Source organism: Breoghania corrubedonensis (assembly GCF_003053845.1).
GTDB lineage: Bacteria > Pseudomonadota > Alphaproteobacteria > Rhizobiales > Stappiaceae > Breoghania > Breoghania corrubedonensis.
Genome location: NZ_QAYG01000005.1, coordinates 186,849 through 202,643 on the forward strand (window position 1 = coordinate 186,849; position 15,795 = coordinate 202,643).

At 63.2% G+C, this 15,795-nt stretch carries 18 protein-coding genes; 15 read left to right on the plus strand and 3 right to left on the minus strand.

What is annotated here, in order from left to right; all coding sequences use genetic code 11:
* Position 1 precedes the first annotated feature (1 nt).
* The 15 genes from C8N35_RS14665 to C8N35_RS14735 all read left to right on the plus strand — a co-directional run bounded on the left by C8N35_RS14665 (position 2) and on the right by C8N35_RS14735 (position 12,488).
* The gene (locus tag C8N35_RS14665) at positions 2-1,279 is read left to right on the plus strand and encodes a flagellar hook-length control protein FliK (RefSeq protein ID WP_107990444.1); all 1,278 of its coding nucleotides are present in this window, start codon (positions 2-4) and stop codon (positions 1,277-1,279) included.
* The gene (locus C8N35_RS14670; RefSeq protein ID WP_107990445.1) at positions 1,221-1,823 is read left to right on the plus strand and encodes a transglycosylase SLT domain-containing protein; all 603 of its coding nucleotides are present in this window, start codon (positions 1,221-1,223) and stop codon (positions 1,821-1,823) included. The genes C8N35_RS14665 and C8N35_RS14670 overlap by 59 nt, the downstream gene beginning before the upstream one ends.
* Before the next feature lie 302 nt (positions 1,824-2,125).
* Positions 2,126-3,397: a flagellar hook protein FlgE gene (locus C8N35_RS14675; RefSeq protein ID WP_107990446.1), complete on the plus strand. Its 1,272-nt coding sequence runs from the start codon at positions 2,126-2,128 to the stop codon at positions 3,395-3,397.
* Positions 3,398-3,446: 49 nt separating this feature from the next.
* Positions 3,447-4,928: a flagellar hook-associated protein FlgK gene (flgK, locus tag C8N35_RS14680; protein WP_107990447.1), complete on the plus strand. Its 1,482-nt coding sequence runs from the start codon at positions 3,447-3,449 to the stop codon at positions 4,926-4,928.
* 8 nt (positions 4,929-4,936) lie between these two features.
* A complete protein-coding gene (locus C8N35_RS14685; RefSeq protein WP_107990448.1) occupies positions 4,937-5,986 on the plus strand; it encodes a flagellar hook-associated family protein in 1,050 nt (349 codons plus the stop codon).
* Between the two features lie 64 nt (positions 5,987-6,050).
* Positions 6,051-6,398 (plus strand): flagellar biosynthesis regulator FlaF, encoded by a 348-nt coding sequence (gene flaF / locus C8N35_RS14690; protein WP_107990449.1) that lies wholly within the window; start codon positions 6,051-6,053, stop codon positions 6,396-6,398.
* A complete protein-coding gene (locus C8N35_RS14695) occupies positions 6,395-6,817 on the plus strand; it encodes a flagellar biosynthesis repressor FlbT (protein WP_210203536.1) in 423 nt (140 codons plus the stop codon). Before flaF ends, C8N35_RS14695 begins: the two co-directional genes overlap by 4 nt.
* Positions 6,818-6,830: 13 nt before the next feature.
* Entirely contained in the window at positions 6,831-7,238 is a 408-nt protein-coding gene (flgD, locus tag C8N35_RS14700; protein WP_107990450.1) for a flagellar hook assembly protein FlgD, read from the plus strand.
* 1 nt (position 7,239) lies between these two features.
* Positions 7,240-7,506: a flagellar biosynthesis protein FliQ gene (gene fliQ, locus C8N35_RS14705; RefSeq protein WP_107990451.1), complete on the plus strand. Its 267-nt coding sequence runs from the start codon at positions 7,240-7,242 to the stop codon at positions 7,504-7,506.
* A gap of 210 nt (positions 7,507-7,716) precedes the next feature.
* A complete protein-coding gene (gene flhA, locus C8N35_RS14710) occupies positions 7,717-9,807 on the plus strand; it encodes a flagellar biosynthesis protein FlhA (protein ID WP_107990452.1) in 2,091 nt (696 codons plus the stop codon).
* On the plus strand, positions 9,804-10,574 hold the full coding sequence (locus tag C8N35_RS14715; RefSeq protein ID WP_210203537.1) for a flagellar biosynthetic protein FliR: 771 nt from the start codon (positions 9,804-9,806) through the stop codon (positions 10,572-10,574). Before flhA ends, C8N35_RS14715 begins: the two co-directional genes overlap by 4 nt.
* Positions 10,575-10,580: 6 nt before the next feature.
* The gene (locus tag C8N35_RS14720; RefSeq protein ID WP_107990453.1) at positions 10,581-11,012 is read left to right on the plus strand and encodes a flagellar biosynthesis protein R; all 432 of its coding nucleotides are present in this window, start codon (positions 10,581-10,583) and stop codon (positions 11,010-11,012) included.
* A gap of 23 nt (positions 11,013-11,035) precedes the next feature.
* Positions 11,036-11,503 (plus strand): rod-binding protein, encoded by a 468-nt coding sequence (locus tag C8N35_RS14725; RefSeq protein ID WP_107990454.1) that lies wholly within the window; start codon positions 11,036-11,038, stop codon positions 11,501-11,503.
* A 191-nt stretch (positions 11,504-11,694) separates the two neighbouring features.
* Positions 11,695-12,030 (plus strand): flagellar protein FlgN, encoded by a 336-nt coding sequence (locus C8N35_RS14730; protein WP_146177412.1) that lies wholly within the window; start codon positions 11,695-11,697, stop codon positions 12,028-12,030.
* Positions 12,031-12,032: 2 nt separating this feature from the next.
* Positions 12,033-12,488 (plus strand): flagellar basal body-associated FliL family protein, encoded by a 456-nt coding sequence (locus C8N35_RS14735; RefSeq protein ID WP_107990456.1) that lies wholly within the window; start codon positions 12,033-12,035, stop codon positions 12,486-12,488.
* A gap of 516 nt (positions 12,489-13,004) precedes the next feature.
* Here the strand turns inward: C8N35_RS14735 and C8N35_RS14740 are convergent.
* The 3 genes from C8N35_RS14740 to C8N35_RS14750 form a co-directional block, all read right to left on the minus strand.
* Positions 13,005-13,463, minus strand: coding sequence for a hypothetical protein (locus tag C8N35_RS14740; RefSeq protein WP_146177413.1), 459 nt, complete (start codon positions 13,461-13,463; stop codon positions 13,005-13,007).
* Between the two features lie 14 nt (positions 13,464-13,477).
* Complete coding sequence (flhB, locus tag C8N35_RS14745) at positions 13,478-14,554, minus strand: flagellar biosynthesis protein FlhB (RefSeq protein WP_107990458.1); 1,077 nt, start codon at positions 14,552-14,554, stop codon at positions 13,478-13,480.
* A gap of 165 nt (positions 14,555-14,719) precedes the next feature.
* Complete coding sequence (locus tag C8N35_RS14750) at positions 14,720-15,754, minus strand: flagellar motor switch protein FliG (RefSeq protein WP_107990459.1); 1,035 nt, start codon at positions 15,752-15,754, stop codon at positions 14,720-14,722.
* Between the last annotated feature and the right edge of the window lie 41 nt (positions 15,755-15,795).

Genomic DNA, 15,795 nt, shown 5'->3' on the forward strand with positions numbered 1-15,795 from the left:
CATGCAACTTCCCCAGAGCCTCGCGAAGCCGGCCGGTTCGGCAACGGCCGGTGTCGATGCCAAGTCCTCCGGATCACGCACCACCGAGGACACAGCCGACGGCGGCTTCACCGCGATGATGCGCCTCCTGAAGAAGGGCGGTTCGGACGAAGGTGCGAAGAGTGGAGGAGCGACGGACGATGCCGTCTCGCACGACGCGAAGGCCGGTGAGGACACAGCCCGGACCGCAACCACCTCGGCTCTGGCCCGGTTCCTTGGCATGAAGGGCCCGAAAGACGGCGGCGAAGGATCGGCTTCCGGCACCGCTGGCGAGGACCCCGATGCCACGCCGGCGGATGTTTCCGGCGACGGCGCGGACAAGGCCGCAGGCAAGACGGAAAACACGGTGCCTGGGACCATGTCGGGCGCTGTCGACCTTGCGACGCGGCTTGCGGCCGCCATCCAGGGCAAGGACGGCGGGCCCTCGGCGCACGGGGCCGGATCGGCGATTTCCGAGCGACTGGCGCAGGCGCAGTCCTCGCAGGCGAGCGAAGCCGGAAAGACACAGGACGGCGACACACTCTTTTCGCGCTTCGCGGTGAAGCCCGAGGCGGTGGGCGCGGGCGATGCGAAGGCGTCGCTCAAGGCCTCCACACGGATCACCGCCGACAGCATCGAAGTGGTTCGCCAGGAGACCCATTTCGCCCCCTCCATGCGCATCCCGCCGATCCAGCAGGTCGGCGAGGCGATGACGAAGGCGCTCGCGAACACGCAGGCGACGCAGGGAAACCCCTCGACTTTCATCGACACCAACACGGCGCTCGGCCAGTCATCCGGCCCGACGGTGAAGATCCTGGAGATCAAGCTTCAGCCGGAAGAGCTCGGCACGGTGCGCGTCACCATGCGCATGGTCGACGACACCTTGCAGGTGGACGTGCGTTCGGCGAACCCGCAGACCGTCGAACTGCTGCAAAAGGACAAGCACCTGCTTGACCGATTGCTGCATTCGGCGGGCTACAAGGCGGACCACGTCTCCATTCAGGCGATGGACGGTGATCGTTCGCCCTTCCAGATCGGGTCGACGGCCAATGCGCAGAACAACGCGCAGGGCTCGTTGCTGGCAGGCGGGCGCGGTGACGGTCAGCCCGGCGGCGCGGCGTCGAACGGGGAGGGCGGCCGCGGCACCGGGTCTGACGGCGGCGGACGTGGTGACGGGACTGCGGAAAACGGAGAGAATACTCATGGCGGCGAGGATCGCGGTTACGACCGTCGCGCTGACGGCGGCGCTCTCTATCTCTAGCGCGTTCGTTCCCGCTCTCGCCGTGCCCGGTCTCGGCGCGGGGACAGCGGCTGCAATGAACATCTGCGAGCGCGAGATGGTCGCGGCCTCGCGCCGTTACGGCGTTCCGCTGGGCGTGCTCTATTCGGTCGGCCTGACGGAAACGGGCCGCAAGGACTCGCTCCAGCCCTATGCCCTCAACATCGAGGGTGAGGCGAGGTTCGCGAAATCGGCACGCGAGGCGGAGGCGATCTTTCTGCAGGCGCGCGGACAGGGAAAACGGCTGATCGATCTCGGCTGCATGCAGATCAACCACCACTACCACGCCAGCCAGTTTTCCTCGGTTTCGCAGATGCTGGAACCACGCGCCAACGTCCAGTACGCGGCGCGCTTCCTGAAGCAGCTGCGCGCGAGACAGGGCTCGTGGACGATGGCGGTCGCGCGCTATCATGCCGGGCCCGACAACGACGCCGCCCAGAAGCGTTACGTCTGCCGGGTGATCACCAACATGGTGGCCTCCGGTTTCGGCACATGGACGCGCGCCGCGCGCGAGTTCTGTCGATAGACCGCAAGGATGCCGCTTTCCGGCAGCCCTTCGGGAAGTGAGCGCCCGGCGCCCCTTCGCAAGCCTTCATGAAAATCCGGCAAATCCGCAATCCCGGCACCCCTTTGGGGTGTCGGGCTTTCTTTGCCGACTTTAGAAAAGCTACAGAATAGAGCGTGGCACATGCGGGCAGATATCTTCCCGATACGCGAAAACTAAAATTTGAGTAAAAAAATAATCCGCATGGAAACTCCCAATACAAGCCTCGCGCAAGTTTGAACAAGCCAAATGCTCGGGACAAGTCTGGAAAACGGAGTCTTTCCATGAGCCTTTTTGGAGTTATGCGCACGGGCGTGTCCGGCATGAACGCGCAGTCGAGCAAGCTCGGCACCGTCGCCGACAACATCGCCAATTCCAGCACCACCGGTTACAAGCGCGCGGAATCGGAATTCTCCTCCCAGGTCCTGTCGCAGGGCTCCGGCAGCTACAATTCCGGCGGCGTGAAGGCGACGACCGTCTATTCGATCTCGGAAGGCGGTGCGATCAACTACACGACGTCCGGCCTCGATCTGGCGATCGACGGGTCCGGCTTCTTCGTCGTCGCCGATGAGGATGGCACGTCGGCGCTGACGCGGGCGGGGTCCTTCGTGGTCGACAACAAGGGGTATCTCGTCAACACGGCCGGCTACTACCTTCAGGGCTATCCGGTCGATGACAATGGCAACGTCTCCACCGTGGCCAACGGCACCGGCGGGCTCGAGAGGATCAACGTCTCGCAGAACACGCTCGAGGCGACGCCGACCGACGAAGCGCTGCTGTGGGCGAACGTACCGGAAGATGCGACCGTGGTGACCGGCGACACGCCGGCGGCGAACCTCGCCACATCCACCTATTCGGCCAAGACGTCGATCACCGTCTATGACAATCTCGGCAACGAACTGACGCTGGATGTCTACTACACCAAGCTCTCCGAGACGGGCACGGACTCCGACTGGGAGATCACCGTCTACAATGCCGCCGATGCGGCGGCCGGCGGCGGCTTTCCCTACACCTCGCCCGCGCTTTCCACCGATACCTTCACCTTCGACGTCACCACGGGCGATCTGACGGCGACGAGCCCGACGGCGCTCAACATCACCATTCCCAACGGCGGCACCTTCGATATCGACATGTCGAAGATGACCTATCTGAACGCCGATTTCTCCGTCACCGAGGTCAACACCAACGGCAACGCGCCAAGCGCGGTGGAGTCGGTGGAGTTCGACGACGACGGCACGCTTTACGCGGTCTACGCCAACGGCGCGCGCAAGGCGCTTTACAAGGTTCCGGTCGCCGATGTGGCGAGCCCGGACAAGCTGACCCCGGTTTCCGGCAACGTCTATCAGGTCTCCAACGATTCCGGCGACATGATCATCGGCTTTGCGGGCAAGGGCGGCATGGGCTCCATCGAGGTGGGCGCGCTGGAGGCATCCAACGTCGATCTCGCCACCGAGCTCACCTCTATGATCGAGGCGCAGCGCACCTACACCGCGAATTCGAAGGTCTTCCAGGCGGGATCCGACCTGCTGGAAACCCTCGTCAACATGGCTCGCTAGGCGAGCCTCGTCCGTAACAATCGCCCCAGTGATACGAGAGATTTGACAGATGAGCCTATCCGTAGCTCTTCGGGTCGCCCAGTCCGCGCTTGCCGCGCGCCAGTCCGAAACCGCGACGACGTCTCGCAATATCGCCGGGGCCTCGCAGGCCGGTTATTCGCGCAAGAGCGTGCTTTTGAGCACACTTGTGACAGATTCCGGCCAGAGCGGCGGTGTCAAGGTGGCGGGCATTGGCCGAACCACCAATTCCGCCCTCTATTCCACGCTGCTCACCTCGACCTCCGTGGCGAGCGGGCAGGATGCGGTGCTCTCCGGGTTGCAACGCCTGGAAGAGACGATCGGCGACACGAAGCTCGAGACCTCGCCAGCCGCCTATCTCGGCAGTCTCCAGACCGCGTTGCAGAGTTACGCTTCCGATCCGGCGGACCCCATTCTCGCCCAATCGGCGCTGAGCGCCGCCAGGAACATGGCGACCAACCTCAACGAGGCGTCCGATCTCGTTCAGAGCGTCCGCTCGGACGCGGATGCGGACATCTCCACCTCGGTCGACAACATCAACGCGCTGCTCTCCCAGCTGGAGGATCTCAACAGCATCATCGTCAAGGGCACCCAGAACGGGGCGGACATCACCGATGCCCTCGATACCCGGGATCAGGTGCTGCTGTCGCTGTCGGAGGAAATCGGCATCACGACGCTGAACCGGGAAGACGGAGACATCGTCGTCTACACCGACAGCGGTGTGACGCTGTTCGAAACGACCGCGCGCGACGTCTCCTTTGTGCCGACCTCGACCTACCAGGCGGCAACCGTTGGCAACGCCATCTATGTCGACGGCGTGCCGGTTACCGGCGAAGACGCCATCATGCCGATTTCCAGCGGCAAGCTTTTCGGCCTCACGGAACTGCGCGACAAGGACGCCACGACGTACCAGAGCCAGCTCGACGAGATTGCGCGCGGACTGATCGAGGCCTTCGCGGAAAGCGACCAGAGCGGTGGTGGCGGTCCGGATCAGGCGGGGCTCTTCACCTATTCGGGCGGTCCGGGGCTTCCGCCCGCCTCGACGCTGATCACAGGGCTTGCCAGCGACATTCAGATCAACGTGTCGGTCGATCCCGATCAGGGCGGCAACATCGATCTGTTGCGCGACGGTGGCATGGCGGGCGCGGCCTACGACTACAACCCCGGCGATCTCGCTGCCTACTCCGACCGCTTGCAGGAATACCTGAGCGCCTTCGACGAACCGCGTGTCTTCGACGCCGGCGTTCAACTCGATGCCACGGACACGCTGACGGGCTTTGCCGCCTCTTCCGTGAGCTGGCTCGAAGCCGCCCGGAAGTCGGCGGACTCCGACATGGAGGTCCAGACCGTCATCGTCGAGCGAACCGCTCAATCCCTCTCCAACGCCACAGGCGTCAACATCGACGAGGAGATGACCCTCCTCCTCGATATCGAACGCGGGTACTCCGCCGCGGCCAAGCTGATCGCGGCCGTCGACGAGATGCTCGACGATCTCTTCTCAACCATAAGGTAGTTGTCGCGATGAAAACGACCTTCGTTTCCTCATACACCCTGTCGAATTCCTCGCGCAGCGTCCTGATGCAGCAGGCGAGCAACCTCTCGAAGCTGCAAACGGAGCTGTCGACGCGTCGCAAGGCCGATGTCGGGCTCGATCTTGGCAGCGGCACAGGCGAGGCGGTGACCCTGCGTTCCGAATACAACCGCCTGAACGCCATCATGGACACGAACGCACTGGTCGCCTCGCGTCTTGATGTGACGCAGGCCGCTCTCGACGACGTCCTGTCCACGGCGGAGAATTTCCTCTCGACCCTGGTCGGCGTATCCGACACGTCCGGCAGTTCTTCCGTGGCCCAGGGAGAGGGCAAGGCAGGGCTCGATCTCCTCGTCGCCCGGCTCAACACGCAGCTGAACGGCAGCTACATCTTCGCCGGGCTGAACACCGACGTGAGCCCGATCGCGGACTATTTCGGAACGCCGGCGGGATCGAACAAGACGGCCGTCGACACGGCCTTCAACACCTTCTTCGGCTTCAATCAGGACGATCCGGCCGTTGCGAACATCTCCGCCGCCGACATGGAGACGTTCCTCGACGGTGACTTCGCCGCGCTCTTCGACAATCCCGCCTGGGGCAACGACTGGTCCAGTGCGTCCGACCAGAGCATCCGCAGCCGGATTTCGACCAGCGAACTGGCCGAGACATCGGTGAGTGCCAACGAGGACGCGTTCCGTCAGCTGGCCGAGGCCTTCTCGATGGTTGCGGATCTGGGAACATCTGAACTGGGCGAGGGCGCCTACCAGGCGCTCACCGACAAGGCGAGCAAGCTTCTGGGAGAGGCGATCGCCGGGGTCACGGACCTGATGGCGGACATGGGCACCGCGCAGGAGCGGGTCTCCAATGCCAGCGAACGGCTCTCCATCCAGACCAACATTCTGAACGAGCGTATCAACGAACTGGAGAGCGTCGACCCGACGGAGACCGCTGTGCGGCTGCAGAATGCCGTCGACCAGATGGAGACCACCTACGCGGTCACGGCCCGGCTCAGTCAGCTGAGCCTGATCAATTACCTCTAATTTCCCGAAAGGTGCCGGGTGCGGGCCGCGGGCCCGCACCGCGTCCACAGGCAAAGGTGTGTCTATGTACAACTTCTCGTATGCCGAAACGCTTGACGAATTCTGCGTCGATGCGCGCGGAAACGAAAGGCAGGCAATGGGAGTGATCATCGAGCAGCTGCAGGCTGCCAAGGAAAAGGGGCGGCGGTCCAGAGAAGCGATCGAGGCCATCTACAACACCCGCCGGGTCTGGGCCTACCTCATCGATGATCTGTCGAACGAGAGGAACGAGTTGCCGGTGGCCCTGCGCGCCGATCTGATCTCGATCGGGCTGTGGGTGATGAAGGAACTGGAGGCGATCCGCACGGAACAATCGGAGAGCTTCGACGGTCTCATCCAGATAAACACCATGATCCGGGACGGGCTCGCATGACCAAATCGATCAACCTTGTCCTGAAGGCGGGCGAACGGCTGTTCATCAACGGCGCGGTCCTGCGCTTCAATCGCAAGACCACGGTGGAGCTGATGAGCGACGCGGTGTTCCTGCTCGAAGGCCACGTGATCCAGCCGCACGAGACGACGACGCCGCTGCGTCAGATCTATTTCGCGCTCCAGACCATGCTGATGGACCCGAACACGGTCGGGCCGGCGCGCGGCCTCGCCGCCTCGCTGATCGAGGCGGCACAGAGGACGTTCTCCAACCTGGAAATCCTGAACGGGCTCGACCAGGTGGGCCTGTTGCTGGAGACGGGCCGCTATTTCGACGCCATGAAGATCATTCGCGGTCTCTATGCGACCGAGGAGGCGATCATGGCAAATAAGTCCGAAACCGCCTCGATCCGGGCGGCATGAAGGAGCAGGGAAGATGACGACCACATCCACCAGCTACGCGACGACGACACCCAACACGTCGACGCCTGCGACATCCTCCGCGCTTGAGGACCTGACGCTCGATTACGACGCGTTCCTGACGCTGATGATCCAGCAGATGAAGAACCAGGATCCGACCGATCCGATGGATTCCACCGAGCAGCTGTCGCAGCTTGCGACCTTCTCGCAGGTCGAACAGTCGATCCAGACCAACTCCAAGCTGGATTCGCTGCTAACGAACCTGTCGTTCTCCCAGGCCGGCGATCTGATCGGCCGCACGGCGACGGCGGCCAACGGCACCACGGGCGTGATCACCTCCGTTGAAGTCTACAGCGACGGCACCGTGCTGGGGCTGGAAGACGGGTCCGGCATCCTGCTCGGCCCCGGTGTGGCGATTTCCTGACATGAACGAGGCAGACGCACTCGATCTGGTCCGCAACGCCATCTGGGCGATCATCGTCGGAGCGGCACCTGCGATTGTGCCGGCGATGATCGTCGGCGTGACCATCGCGCTCATGCAGGCGCTGACCCAGGTGCAGGAGGTCACCCTGACCTTCATCCCGAAAATCGTCGCCATCCTGGTGATGATCGTGATCGCGGGCCCCTTCATCGGCGCCCAGATCTACGCCTTCACCGCGCTCGCCTATTCGCACATCGAGACCGGGTTCTAGGAAGCGGTTTCGCGGAAGGCGCGGAGGCGGCGGAACCGAGAACGTGGCCCGTCCTGAGAAGCAGGTGCGGGCCGCGTCTCGCAGGATGGGCCGCTCGCACGTGCGCGCCCTGCCTCCTCGCACCGTGTCCCTCTCTCCCCACGCCACCCTCGCGCAAGCTTGAGCGCGCAATAGTTCCTTCCAACGCAAATGCGCTCAAGAGGAGATGGCATGTCCGTAATCGGGGTCAGCGTACCCACCGAAGCCATCAAGGAAAGCCGCAGGGATATCGGTTTCGCCGTCGGTATCGTCATCGTCCTGACGATCCTGTTCCTGCCGGTTCCCTCCTTCCTGATCGATGTCGGGCTGGCGCTTTCGATCGCCTTTTCCGTGCTGATCCTGATGGTTGCGCTGTGGATCCAGAAGCCGCTCGACTTTTCTTCCTTTCCCACCATCCTGCTGCTGGCGACGATGCTGCGCCTCTCGCTCAACATCGCCACGACGCGGGTGATCCTGGCGCACGGGTTCGAAGGCACGACGGCGGCCGGTTACATCATCAACGGCTTTTCGAAATTCGTCATGAGCGGCGATTTCGTTATCGGCCTGATCGTCTTCGCGATCCTCGTGATCGTGAACTTCCTCGTCATCACCAAGGGCGCGTCGCGTATCGCGGAAGTCGGCGCCCGTTTCACGCTGGACGCCATTCCCGGCAAGCAGATGGCGATCGACGCGGATCTCAATGCCGGGTTGATCAACGAGAAGGAGGCCCAGCGCCGGCGCTATGAGCTGGAGGAGGAAAGCTCCTTCTTCGGTGCCATGGACGGTGCCTCCAAGTTCGTGCGCGGCGACGCGATCGCCGGCCTGATCATCACAGGGGTGAACATCCTTGGCGGCATCGTCATCGGCGTCACGCGCTATGACATGGACGTCTCGTCGGCCGCCGATGTCTTCACCAAGCTGTCGGTCGGCGACGGCCTCGTCTCGCAGATCCCGGCGCTGATCGTCTCGCTCGCCGCCGGTCTGCTGGTTTCCAAGGGTGGCACGCGGGGGCGGGCGGAAAGCGCGGTTCTGGGCCAGCTCGGTCACTATCCGCGTGCGCTGTTCGTCGCCTCCGTGCTGATGGCCATTCTCGCTCTGGTGCCGGGCCTGCCGTTCCTTCCCTTCGCGCTGCTAGGCGCGCTGATGTCCTTCGTCGCCTACACGGTGCCCAAGAAGCTGGCGGAAAAGAAGACGCGTGAGGATGAGGCGGTTAAGGCGGCGGAGACGAAGAAGAAGCGAGAAAACCGGGATTCGGTGAAGGAGTCGCTGAAGTCGGTCGAGATCGAGCTTTGCCTGGGCAAGCAGATCGCCGTCCAGCTTCTCGCCAATCACGGCGAACTCGCCCAGCGCGTGGGGCGGATGCGGCGCAAGTTCGCGGAACAGTTCGGCTTCGTCGTTCCCGACATCCGTGTCTCCGACAGCCTGACACTCGATCCCAAGAGCTACCAGATCAAGATCCACGGCACGGTCGTCGCCCAGCACAAGCTGCGCGTGGGCGAATTGCTGGTGATCACGGGCGAGAACGACAAGCTGACCGTGCCCGGCGACGAGACCCGTGAGCCCGCCTTCGGCATGAAGGCCTTCTGGGTGCCGAGCACCTATGGCGAGGAGGCCAAGCGAAGCGGCCACGTGCCGGCCGAAAACGACACCGTCATCCTCACGCATCTGTCGGAAGTCGTGCGCAACAACCTCCCGCAGCTTCTCTCCTACAAGGACATGCGCAATCTGCTCGACAGGCTGGACCCCGAATACAAGCGCCTGATCGAGGATATCTGCCCCTCCCATATCTCGTATTCGGGCCTTCAGGCGGTGCTGAAGCTGCTGCTGGCCGAACGTGTTTCCATTCGCAACCTGCACCTGATCCTGGAAGCGGTGGCTGAGATCGTGCCGCACGTGCGCCGCTCCGAACATGTGGTGGAGCATGTGCGGCTGCGTATCGCCCAGCAGATCTGCGGCGACCTCGCCGCCGGGGAACCGCTGAAGGTGTTGCGGCTGGGCAATCGCTGGGATCTCGCTTTCCATCAGGCGCTGAAGCGCGACAACAAGGGCGAGGTGACCGAGTTCGACATCGATCCGCAGCTCGTCGAGCAGTTCGGCGCGGAACTCTCCAAGGCCGTGCGCACGCAGATGGATCAGGGCAGCAAGTTCGTCGTCGTCGCCGCGCCCGAGGCCCGGCCTTACGTGCGCATGATCGTGGAAAGGATGTTCCCCACGCTGCCGGTGCTGTCGCATCTCGAAATCGCGCGCGGCGTCGAGGTCACGCCTATCGGCAGCGTGTCGTGAGCGGGCTTCTCGTCGCCGCGATCGGGCCGGAAATGGTTCTGGCGACGTTTCTGCTGTTTTGCAGGATCGGCGCGTGCATGCTGGTCATTCCGGGCTTTTCCAGCGACCGCGTGGCGATGCGCATCCGGCTCTTGATGGCGGTTGCCTCGACCTTCGCCATGGCGCCGATGCTGCTGCCGATCATGCGCCAGGCGATGCCCGACCTCGGCCCCGCGACCACCGTGCGGCTGATCGCGGGCGAGCTCTATATCGGATTGCTGATCGGGCTGATGGGGCGGGCCTTCATCGCCGCGCTCGAGATGATCGGCACGTTGATGTCGATGGCGATCGGCATGAACAACATTCCCGGCGTGCCGGTCGGGGGAGGGGAAACCATGCCCCCTCTGGCAAGCCTGCTGTCGGTTACCGCAACGGCGATGATCTTCATCACCGACCAGCACCAGGAAGTGTTTCGCGGTCTCGCGCAATCCTACATGCGGCTGCCGCCGAGCCTCGCCATCCAGCCGCTGGAGGGACTGGAGCAATTCGCCGACCAGCTCTCCGTCGCGTTCTTCCTGGCGCTCAGGATCGGCAGTCCCTTCATCGTCTATTCCGTGGCCGTGAACTTCGCGATCGGCATCACCAACCGCCTGACGCCGCAGATCCCTGTCTACTTCATCTCCATGCCGCTCATCATCATCGGCGGCCTCTATTTCCTCTTCGTCGTCATTTCCGACTTCATGAGGATCTTCCTCGACGGCTACTTCTCATGGCTTCAATACGGGTAGAGCGCGATGTCCGACCGACTTCGACAGATCAACCGCATTCTCAAGCTGCAAAACCAGCTCCACCAGCTTTCGGAGTGGATGCTGGTATCCCTCGACCGCAAGAACCAGACCCTGATGGAAAACCAGGAACGGGTGCTGGTGTCGTTGTCGGGGGGAGACCTGGCGCTGCACGACCGTTTCATCCGCAACGCCTCGCGCAGACTGAAGACGATCGCCGCCGAACAGAGCCAGGTGATCGCCGCGCGCCAGAGCGTCGAGGAGGGGCTCCAGCGTCAGGAACGGATGATGGAGGTGACCAGGCGCCAGCTCGGCCGCGTGGAGAAGGATGCGCGCGCGGCGGAGGAGAAGCAGCAGCTCACCCTCGTCATCGACTCCGTCCTTACCAAACGTGAGGCAAGCCTCGCACAAGCGCCCGCGGCTAAGTTGAAACACAAGTAAGCCCGTCATCTGGAGATAGGACGATGGCGATTTCGCCTCCCAGCGATCTGATACTGGACGTCGCCAAGGCGGCGGATCCGGAAAAGCTCAAACTCGCATCCGCGAAGCTGCAATCCCTCACCAGCGCCTCCGCCACCGCGATGCGCGGTGCCGATGGCCCGGGCTTCGGCGACACCTATGACACCCTGGCCGGCAAGGGAGGGTACGGTTCCTCCATCGACGCCCAGCGCGTGGGCATGCACAGCCGCACTGCGGTCGCCAGTGCCAGCACTGGAGCCTTCACGGCGAACCAGCGGTTCGAGGCCCTGATACTCCAGCAGTTCATCGAGACGATGATGCCGGATGACGCGGAAGAAGTGTTCGGCAAGGGCACGGCCGGCTCGATCTGGAAATCGATGATGGCGGAGCAGATCGGCAAGCAGGTCGTCGCATCCGGCGGTGTCGGTATCGCGGACATGCTTCAGCGCTCCATGGCGCTGCGCAACGGTTGACAAATTCCCGCCGGCCGCCATTCGGCGGAACTCTCCGGCATTTCGACATTACCAGCGGTCGTTCGTTTCTTGATCACGGGCCGCAAACGGTACGCTTACAAAAAGGTCTGGTCTCGATGGAGAACCTTCCGGCAGAATCCTCTCTTCCGCAGCCCCCGCAACATGCTCCTTCGGCAAACAGCCGCCAGGCCTTGTTCGTCGCCATAGAGCGCGCGAACGATGCCGTCGTCGCTGAGACCCGGGCACTGCGCAAGCGGGCGGGGGTCGATCTGCGCGATTTCGAACGGCGCAAGAGCCAGGCGTTGCTGGACCTGACCCGGGCCGGCCGCAATCTCGGCGAAGGCCCGGCGGATGCCGCGCTTGTCGAGCACCTGCGCAAGCTGCGCGCGAGTCTCGATGACAACATGAAACTGCTGTCGACCCACCTGCGGGCGGTGCGCGAGATCTCCGAACTGATTTCGCGTTCGCTGATCGAGGCGGAATCCGACGGCACCTATTCGCGCCAGTTTGGCGCGGGCCAGGCCTGATCATGCTCAAGGTGCTTGCAACCGGGATCTGGATAGCGGCCGTCACGGCGGGCTCGAGCTATGGCGCGGTCTACTGGATGACCCACATGCAGGGGCGCGATCCGGCGGCTGCCGTGCTGGAGGGGCTCGACTACGAAAAGACGCGGCCGATCAACGTGCCGGTAATCGAGGATGGACGGCTTCAGGGGTACGTGGTGGCGCAATTCGTCTTTACCGCCGATGCCGCCGCGCTCGCCCGTCTGCCGGTGCCGCCTCATCCCTTCATCGTCGATGAGGCGTTCCGGCTGATCTACGAAGACCGCTCGCTCGATTTCAAGCATCTGGAACGCTACGACCTCGAGACCCTGAAGACGCAGATCCGCGACCGGGTCAACGCGCGGATGAAGGGACCCTTCATTCATGAGGTTCTGGTGGAGGAGTTCAACTATTTCTCAAAAGACGACGTCGTTTCGCACTGAGCCGGAAGGGAGTTCTCTCTCCTGCGGTGAAGTGCCTTTCCCGGACTGACAGCCCTGCCCGGGCGATCGAGGCCGGCACCGAAGTCCGACGTTCTGCTTCGGTGCGGTTATCGCCTCACCTCGACCGTTGCCCCAACCAGGCGGCGGTCTTTTTTCGTGCGGGGTGGCCCCGTGCGGAGGAACACCGTGCAGCGCCTCGCAACCGCGGACGCTCTCTAATGACGTGCAGGAGGAGGGGCCGAAAACCCGCTTCTCAGGAACCCGCTCCGCCATATCGCCTGTGCGATGTCAAAGGCGCTGCTCCATGTGGGCGGGCCACCGCCTTCCTGCATATGGCCTTCCTGTCCTTCCGCACACCGATGAAACGCGAGCCATCCGGCACGCGGCCATAGGCGCAAGGCGGGGAAAACAAGGCCGCGGGAAACCCAGGGCGCGGGAGCGTCGTCCCGCATGCGCGGCCTGGCGCTGCCGGAACGGGGCCGTACGCCGGCCTGTCCGTTCGTGCCGGCAAAGCGACTACTGGAATTCGCGGCTCTTGGCGCGTGGCGCGGGCAGACGGGCGTCCTTGAGCGCATTGACCAGCTGTTCGGTATTGCGATCGGGATCGGCCGCCGGCTCCAGAAATTCGATGTGGTACATGTCGACGCCCGCGCACAGGGCGGACAGCGACAGGCCGAAATAGACCCACACGCCGTTGTGGCGGAATTCCAGATCGAGATTGACCGTCGGCGTGGATCCCCAATGGAGGTCGACATTCGCCGCCGAGCCGTAGCGCAACGTGTCGTTCTTGAAATAGAGTTCAACCGAAGAGCGCACCAGATCGTTGATGTTCCCATGCTTGCCAGCAAGCACATTGAATATCAGGTCTGTCACGTCGATGAGACGCAGTTCGGCCGCGATATCCTGGATCGCGTGCGCAAGGATCTGCTCGCGCTTGCCGCTGCTATCACTGGTACAGCGTGGCGTGGGACTCACTCCAACATGTTGCATCACACGACCATGTCATTGTCGCGCGAGTAGACATAATAGATCACCTCAGCGACTGCACGATAAAATTGCGGCGGGATCATCCGGTCGATTTCGACGGCGGGGTACAGCGCGCGCGCGAGTTCCTTGTTCTCGATCACGGGGATCTGGTTGTCCTCGGCGATCTGACGGATCTTCAGCGCGATCAGGTCCTGGCCCTTGGCGACAACCATCGGCGCGGCATCCTCGTCGCGCTCGTAGCGAAGCGCCACGGCGAAGTGGGTCGGGTTGGCGATGACGAGCGTCGCCTTGGGGATCGCTGCCATCATCCGGTTGCGGGCACGGTCACGCGCGAGCGAGCGCATGCGCGCCTTGACAAGCGGATCGCCCTCCATCTGCTTGTGTTCGTCCTTGATGTCGCGCCGGCTCATGCGGAGCTTTCGCCGCCAGTTGGTGCGCGCCCACACGAGATCGGCGGCGACCAGAATGATGGTGGCGATGGCGACCCCCGACAACAGCCTCATGGCCAGGCGGAGGATCGTTTCCGGAAGGTCACTGGGGTCGGTGAACATGGCATTCACCAGGATGTTCTGATCGGAACGCAGCAGCACGAGTGCGACCACGGCGATGGTTGTGAACTTGAAGAGCGCCTTGAGGAATTCGACGAGACCTTCCACGCCGAAGATCCGTTTCCAGCCCTTGGAAAGCGAGAGGCGGGAGAGGTCCGGCTTGATCCGTTCGGCGACGACGCGCGGGGCGTTCTGGAACCATGCCGCGGCAAGCCCTCCGACCATGAGAATGGCGACGATGGGGATGAGGAACCGTCCCACTTCAAGCCCGACAACGCGGGTAAGCATGATCGCATCGGCGCCGTTTCCAAGCTGCATTCCCTCCGCGTCGTCGATGAACCTGGCAAGTGCCTGCGACAGTCTTTGCGCGCCCGAAACCGTCGCAAAGCTTCCGATCAGCAGGATAGCCAGAAAGGAGACGAGAACCGATGCCTCCTTTGAAACCGGGACATTTCCCTTCTCGATGGCATCGCTGATCTTCTTTTCTGTCGGCTCCTCGGTTTTTGAATCGTCGTCCTGTGAATCCGACATTGCCGTTCCTGCCTGACGCTGGCACGCCGAAGCGGCCGGAGACGTGCCCTGTTGGAAATCGCAAAGGCCTTGTGAAACCGCCCCATGCGTACCCGCACGAAGCGCACCCTATTGCTTCGCCGCGTCGAACGGGGACCCGTGCGGGCCCACCGCCGGCGCGGGCGATCAACTGAAATAGGTGCTTTCGTCCTGCTTGGGATTGAGCTCGATCTCGCCCCGCCCGGCCATTTCCAGGGCGAGGTCGGTGATCGCGCGGCGCGCTTCCAGCACATCGCGCTGGGAAGCCGGTTCGCCGGAATTGAGCTCGAATTCCACAATGCGCCGCATGCGCGAGGTCAGCGACGACAGGATCACCTCCCGGAACTGCGCCGTGGTGCCCTTGAGCGCCATGACGATGCTGTCGGTGGAGATTTGGTCGAAGATCGCCATGCGGGTGCGGGCGTTCAGGTTGGTGATATCGTCGAAGGTGAAAAGCAGCCCCTTCAGCAGCTCCGCCGACTTCGGGCGTTCCTCGTTGAGGTTTTCCAGCGCTTCCTCCATGTGGTCGCGCTCCATCTTGTTGAGGATGTCCGCCATGCGGGCGAAGCTGTCGGCCTCCATCGATCCCGAAAGGTTCAGCATGAAGTCCTCGTGCAGGGTCTTCTCCACGTCGCGCATGATCTCCTGCACGATCGGCTTGATCGACAGCATGCGGCGCATGAGCTGGTTGCGTAAGGGGCCGGGCATCTGGCCCAGCACCTTGGCCGCGCTCGCCGGCCGGATCTTCGACAGGATCAGCGCCGCGGTCTGCGGGTGCTCCTTGGCGAGATAGTTGGCGAGTACCGTTTCCGACACGGTCGCGATCCGGTCCCAAATCGAGCGATTGGAATTGCCCAGCACGTCGGCCATGATCTCGGAGACCGCATCCTCGGACAGCACGCCGTCGAGCATCTTCTCCACTTCGCCAGCAGTCCCGAAAAGGCTGGCGCCATTGGCGAACTGACTCAGGAACTCATCCGCGATCTCGTCGAGCTCGGCCGAACTGACGGCCCCGAGCTGAGCGGCGTTCAGCGTGATGAGCCGGATCTCCTCCTGGTCGAAGTGTCTGAGGAGACGGCCGGCGTTTGTCTTTCCCATCGCCAGCAGCAGCGCCGCCACCTTCTGGATGCCGCGCAGCGGCTTCGGCCTGCGCTGAGGTTCGATGCTCACATTGGCATTCATCTGCGTTCATCCGTTATTGCTCGGGCGTTATCGCTCGGGTC

Excerpts from the sequence above, each read along its gene's own strand:
- C8N35_RS14665 (WP_107990444.1), top strand. The coding sequence starts at position 2 with ATGCAACTTCCCCAGAGCCTCGCGAAGCCGGCCGGTTCGGCAACGGCC.
- C8N35_RS14670 (WP_107990445.1), top strand. The coding sequence starts at position 1,221 with ATGGCGGCGAGGATCGCGGTTACGACCGTCGCGCTGACGGCGGCGCTC.
- C8N35_RS14675 (WP_107990446.1), top strand. The coding sequence starts at position 2,126 with ATGAGCCTTTTTGGAGTTATGCGCACGGGCGTGTCCGGCATGAACGCG.
- flgK (WP_107990447.1), top strand. The coding sequence starts at position 3,447 with ATGAGCCTATCCGTAGCTCTTCGGGTCGCCCAGTCCGCGCTTGCCGCG.
- C8N35_RS14685 (WP_107990448.1), top strand. The coding sequence starts at position 4,937 with ATGAAAACGACCTTCGTTTCCTCATACACCCTGTCGAATTCCTCGCGC.
- flaF (WP_107990449.1), top strand. The coding sequence starts at position 6,051 with ATGTACAACTTCTCGTATGCCGAAACGCTTGACGAATTCTGCGTCGAT.
- C8N35_RS14695 (WP_210203536.1), top strand. The coding sequence starts at position 6,395 with ATGACCAAATCGATCAACCTTGTCCTGAAGGCGGGCGAACGGCTGTTC.
- flgD (WP_107990450.1), top strand. The coding sequence starts at position 6,831 with ATGACGACCACATCCACCAGCTACGCGACGACGACACCCAACACGTCG.
- fliQ (WP_107990451.1), top strand. The coding sequence starts at position 7,240 with ATGAACGAGGCAGACGCACTCGATCTGGTCCGCAACGCCATCTGGGCG.
- flhA (WP_107990452.1), top strand. The coding sequence starts at position 7,717 with ATGTCCGTAATCGGGGTCAGCGTACCCACCGAAGCCATCAAGGAAAGC.
- C8N35_RS14720 (WP_107990453.1), top strand. The coding sequence starts at position 10,581 with ATGTCCGACCGACTTCGACAGATCAACCGCATTCTCAAGCTGCAAAAC.
- C8N35_RS14725 (WP_107990454.1), top strand. The coding sequence starts at position 11,036 with ATGGCGATTTCGCCTCCCAGCGATCTGATACTGGACGTCGCCAAGGCG.
- C8N35_RS14735 (WP_107990456.1), top strand. The coding sequence starts at position 12,033 with ATGCTCAAGGTGCTTGCAACCGGGATCTGGATAGCGGCCGTCACGGCG.
- flhB (WP_107990458.1), bottom strand. The coding sequence starts at position 14,554 with ATGTCGGATTCACAGGACGACGATTCAAAAACCGAGGAGCCGACAGAA.
- C8N35_RS14750 (WP_107990459.1), bottom strand. The coding sequence starts at position 15,754 with ATGAATGCCAATGTGAGCATCGAACCTCAGCGCAGGCCGAAGCCGCTG.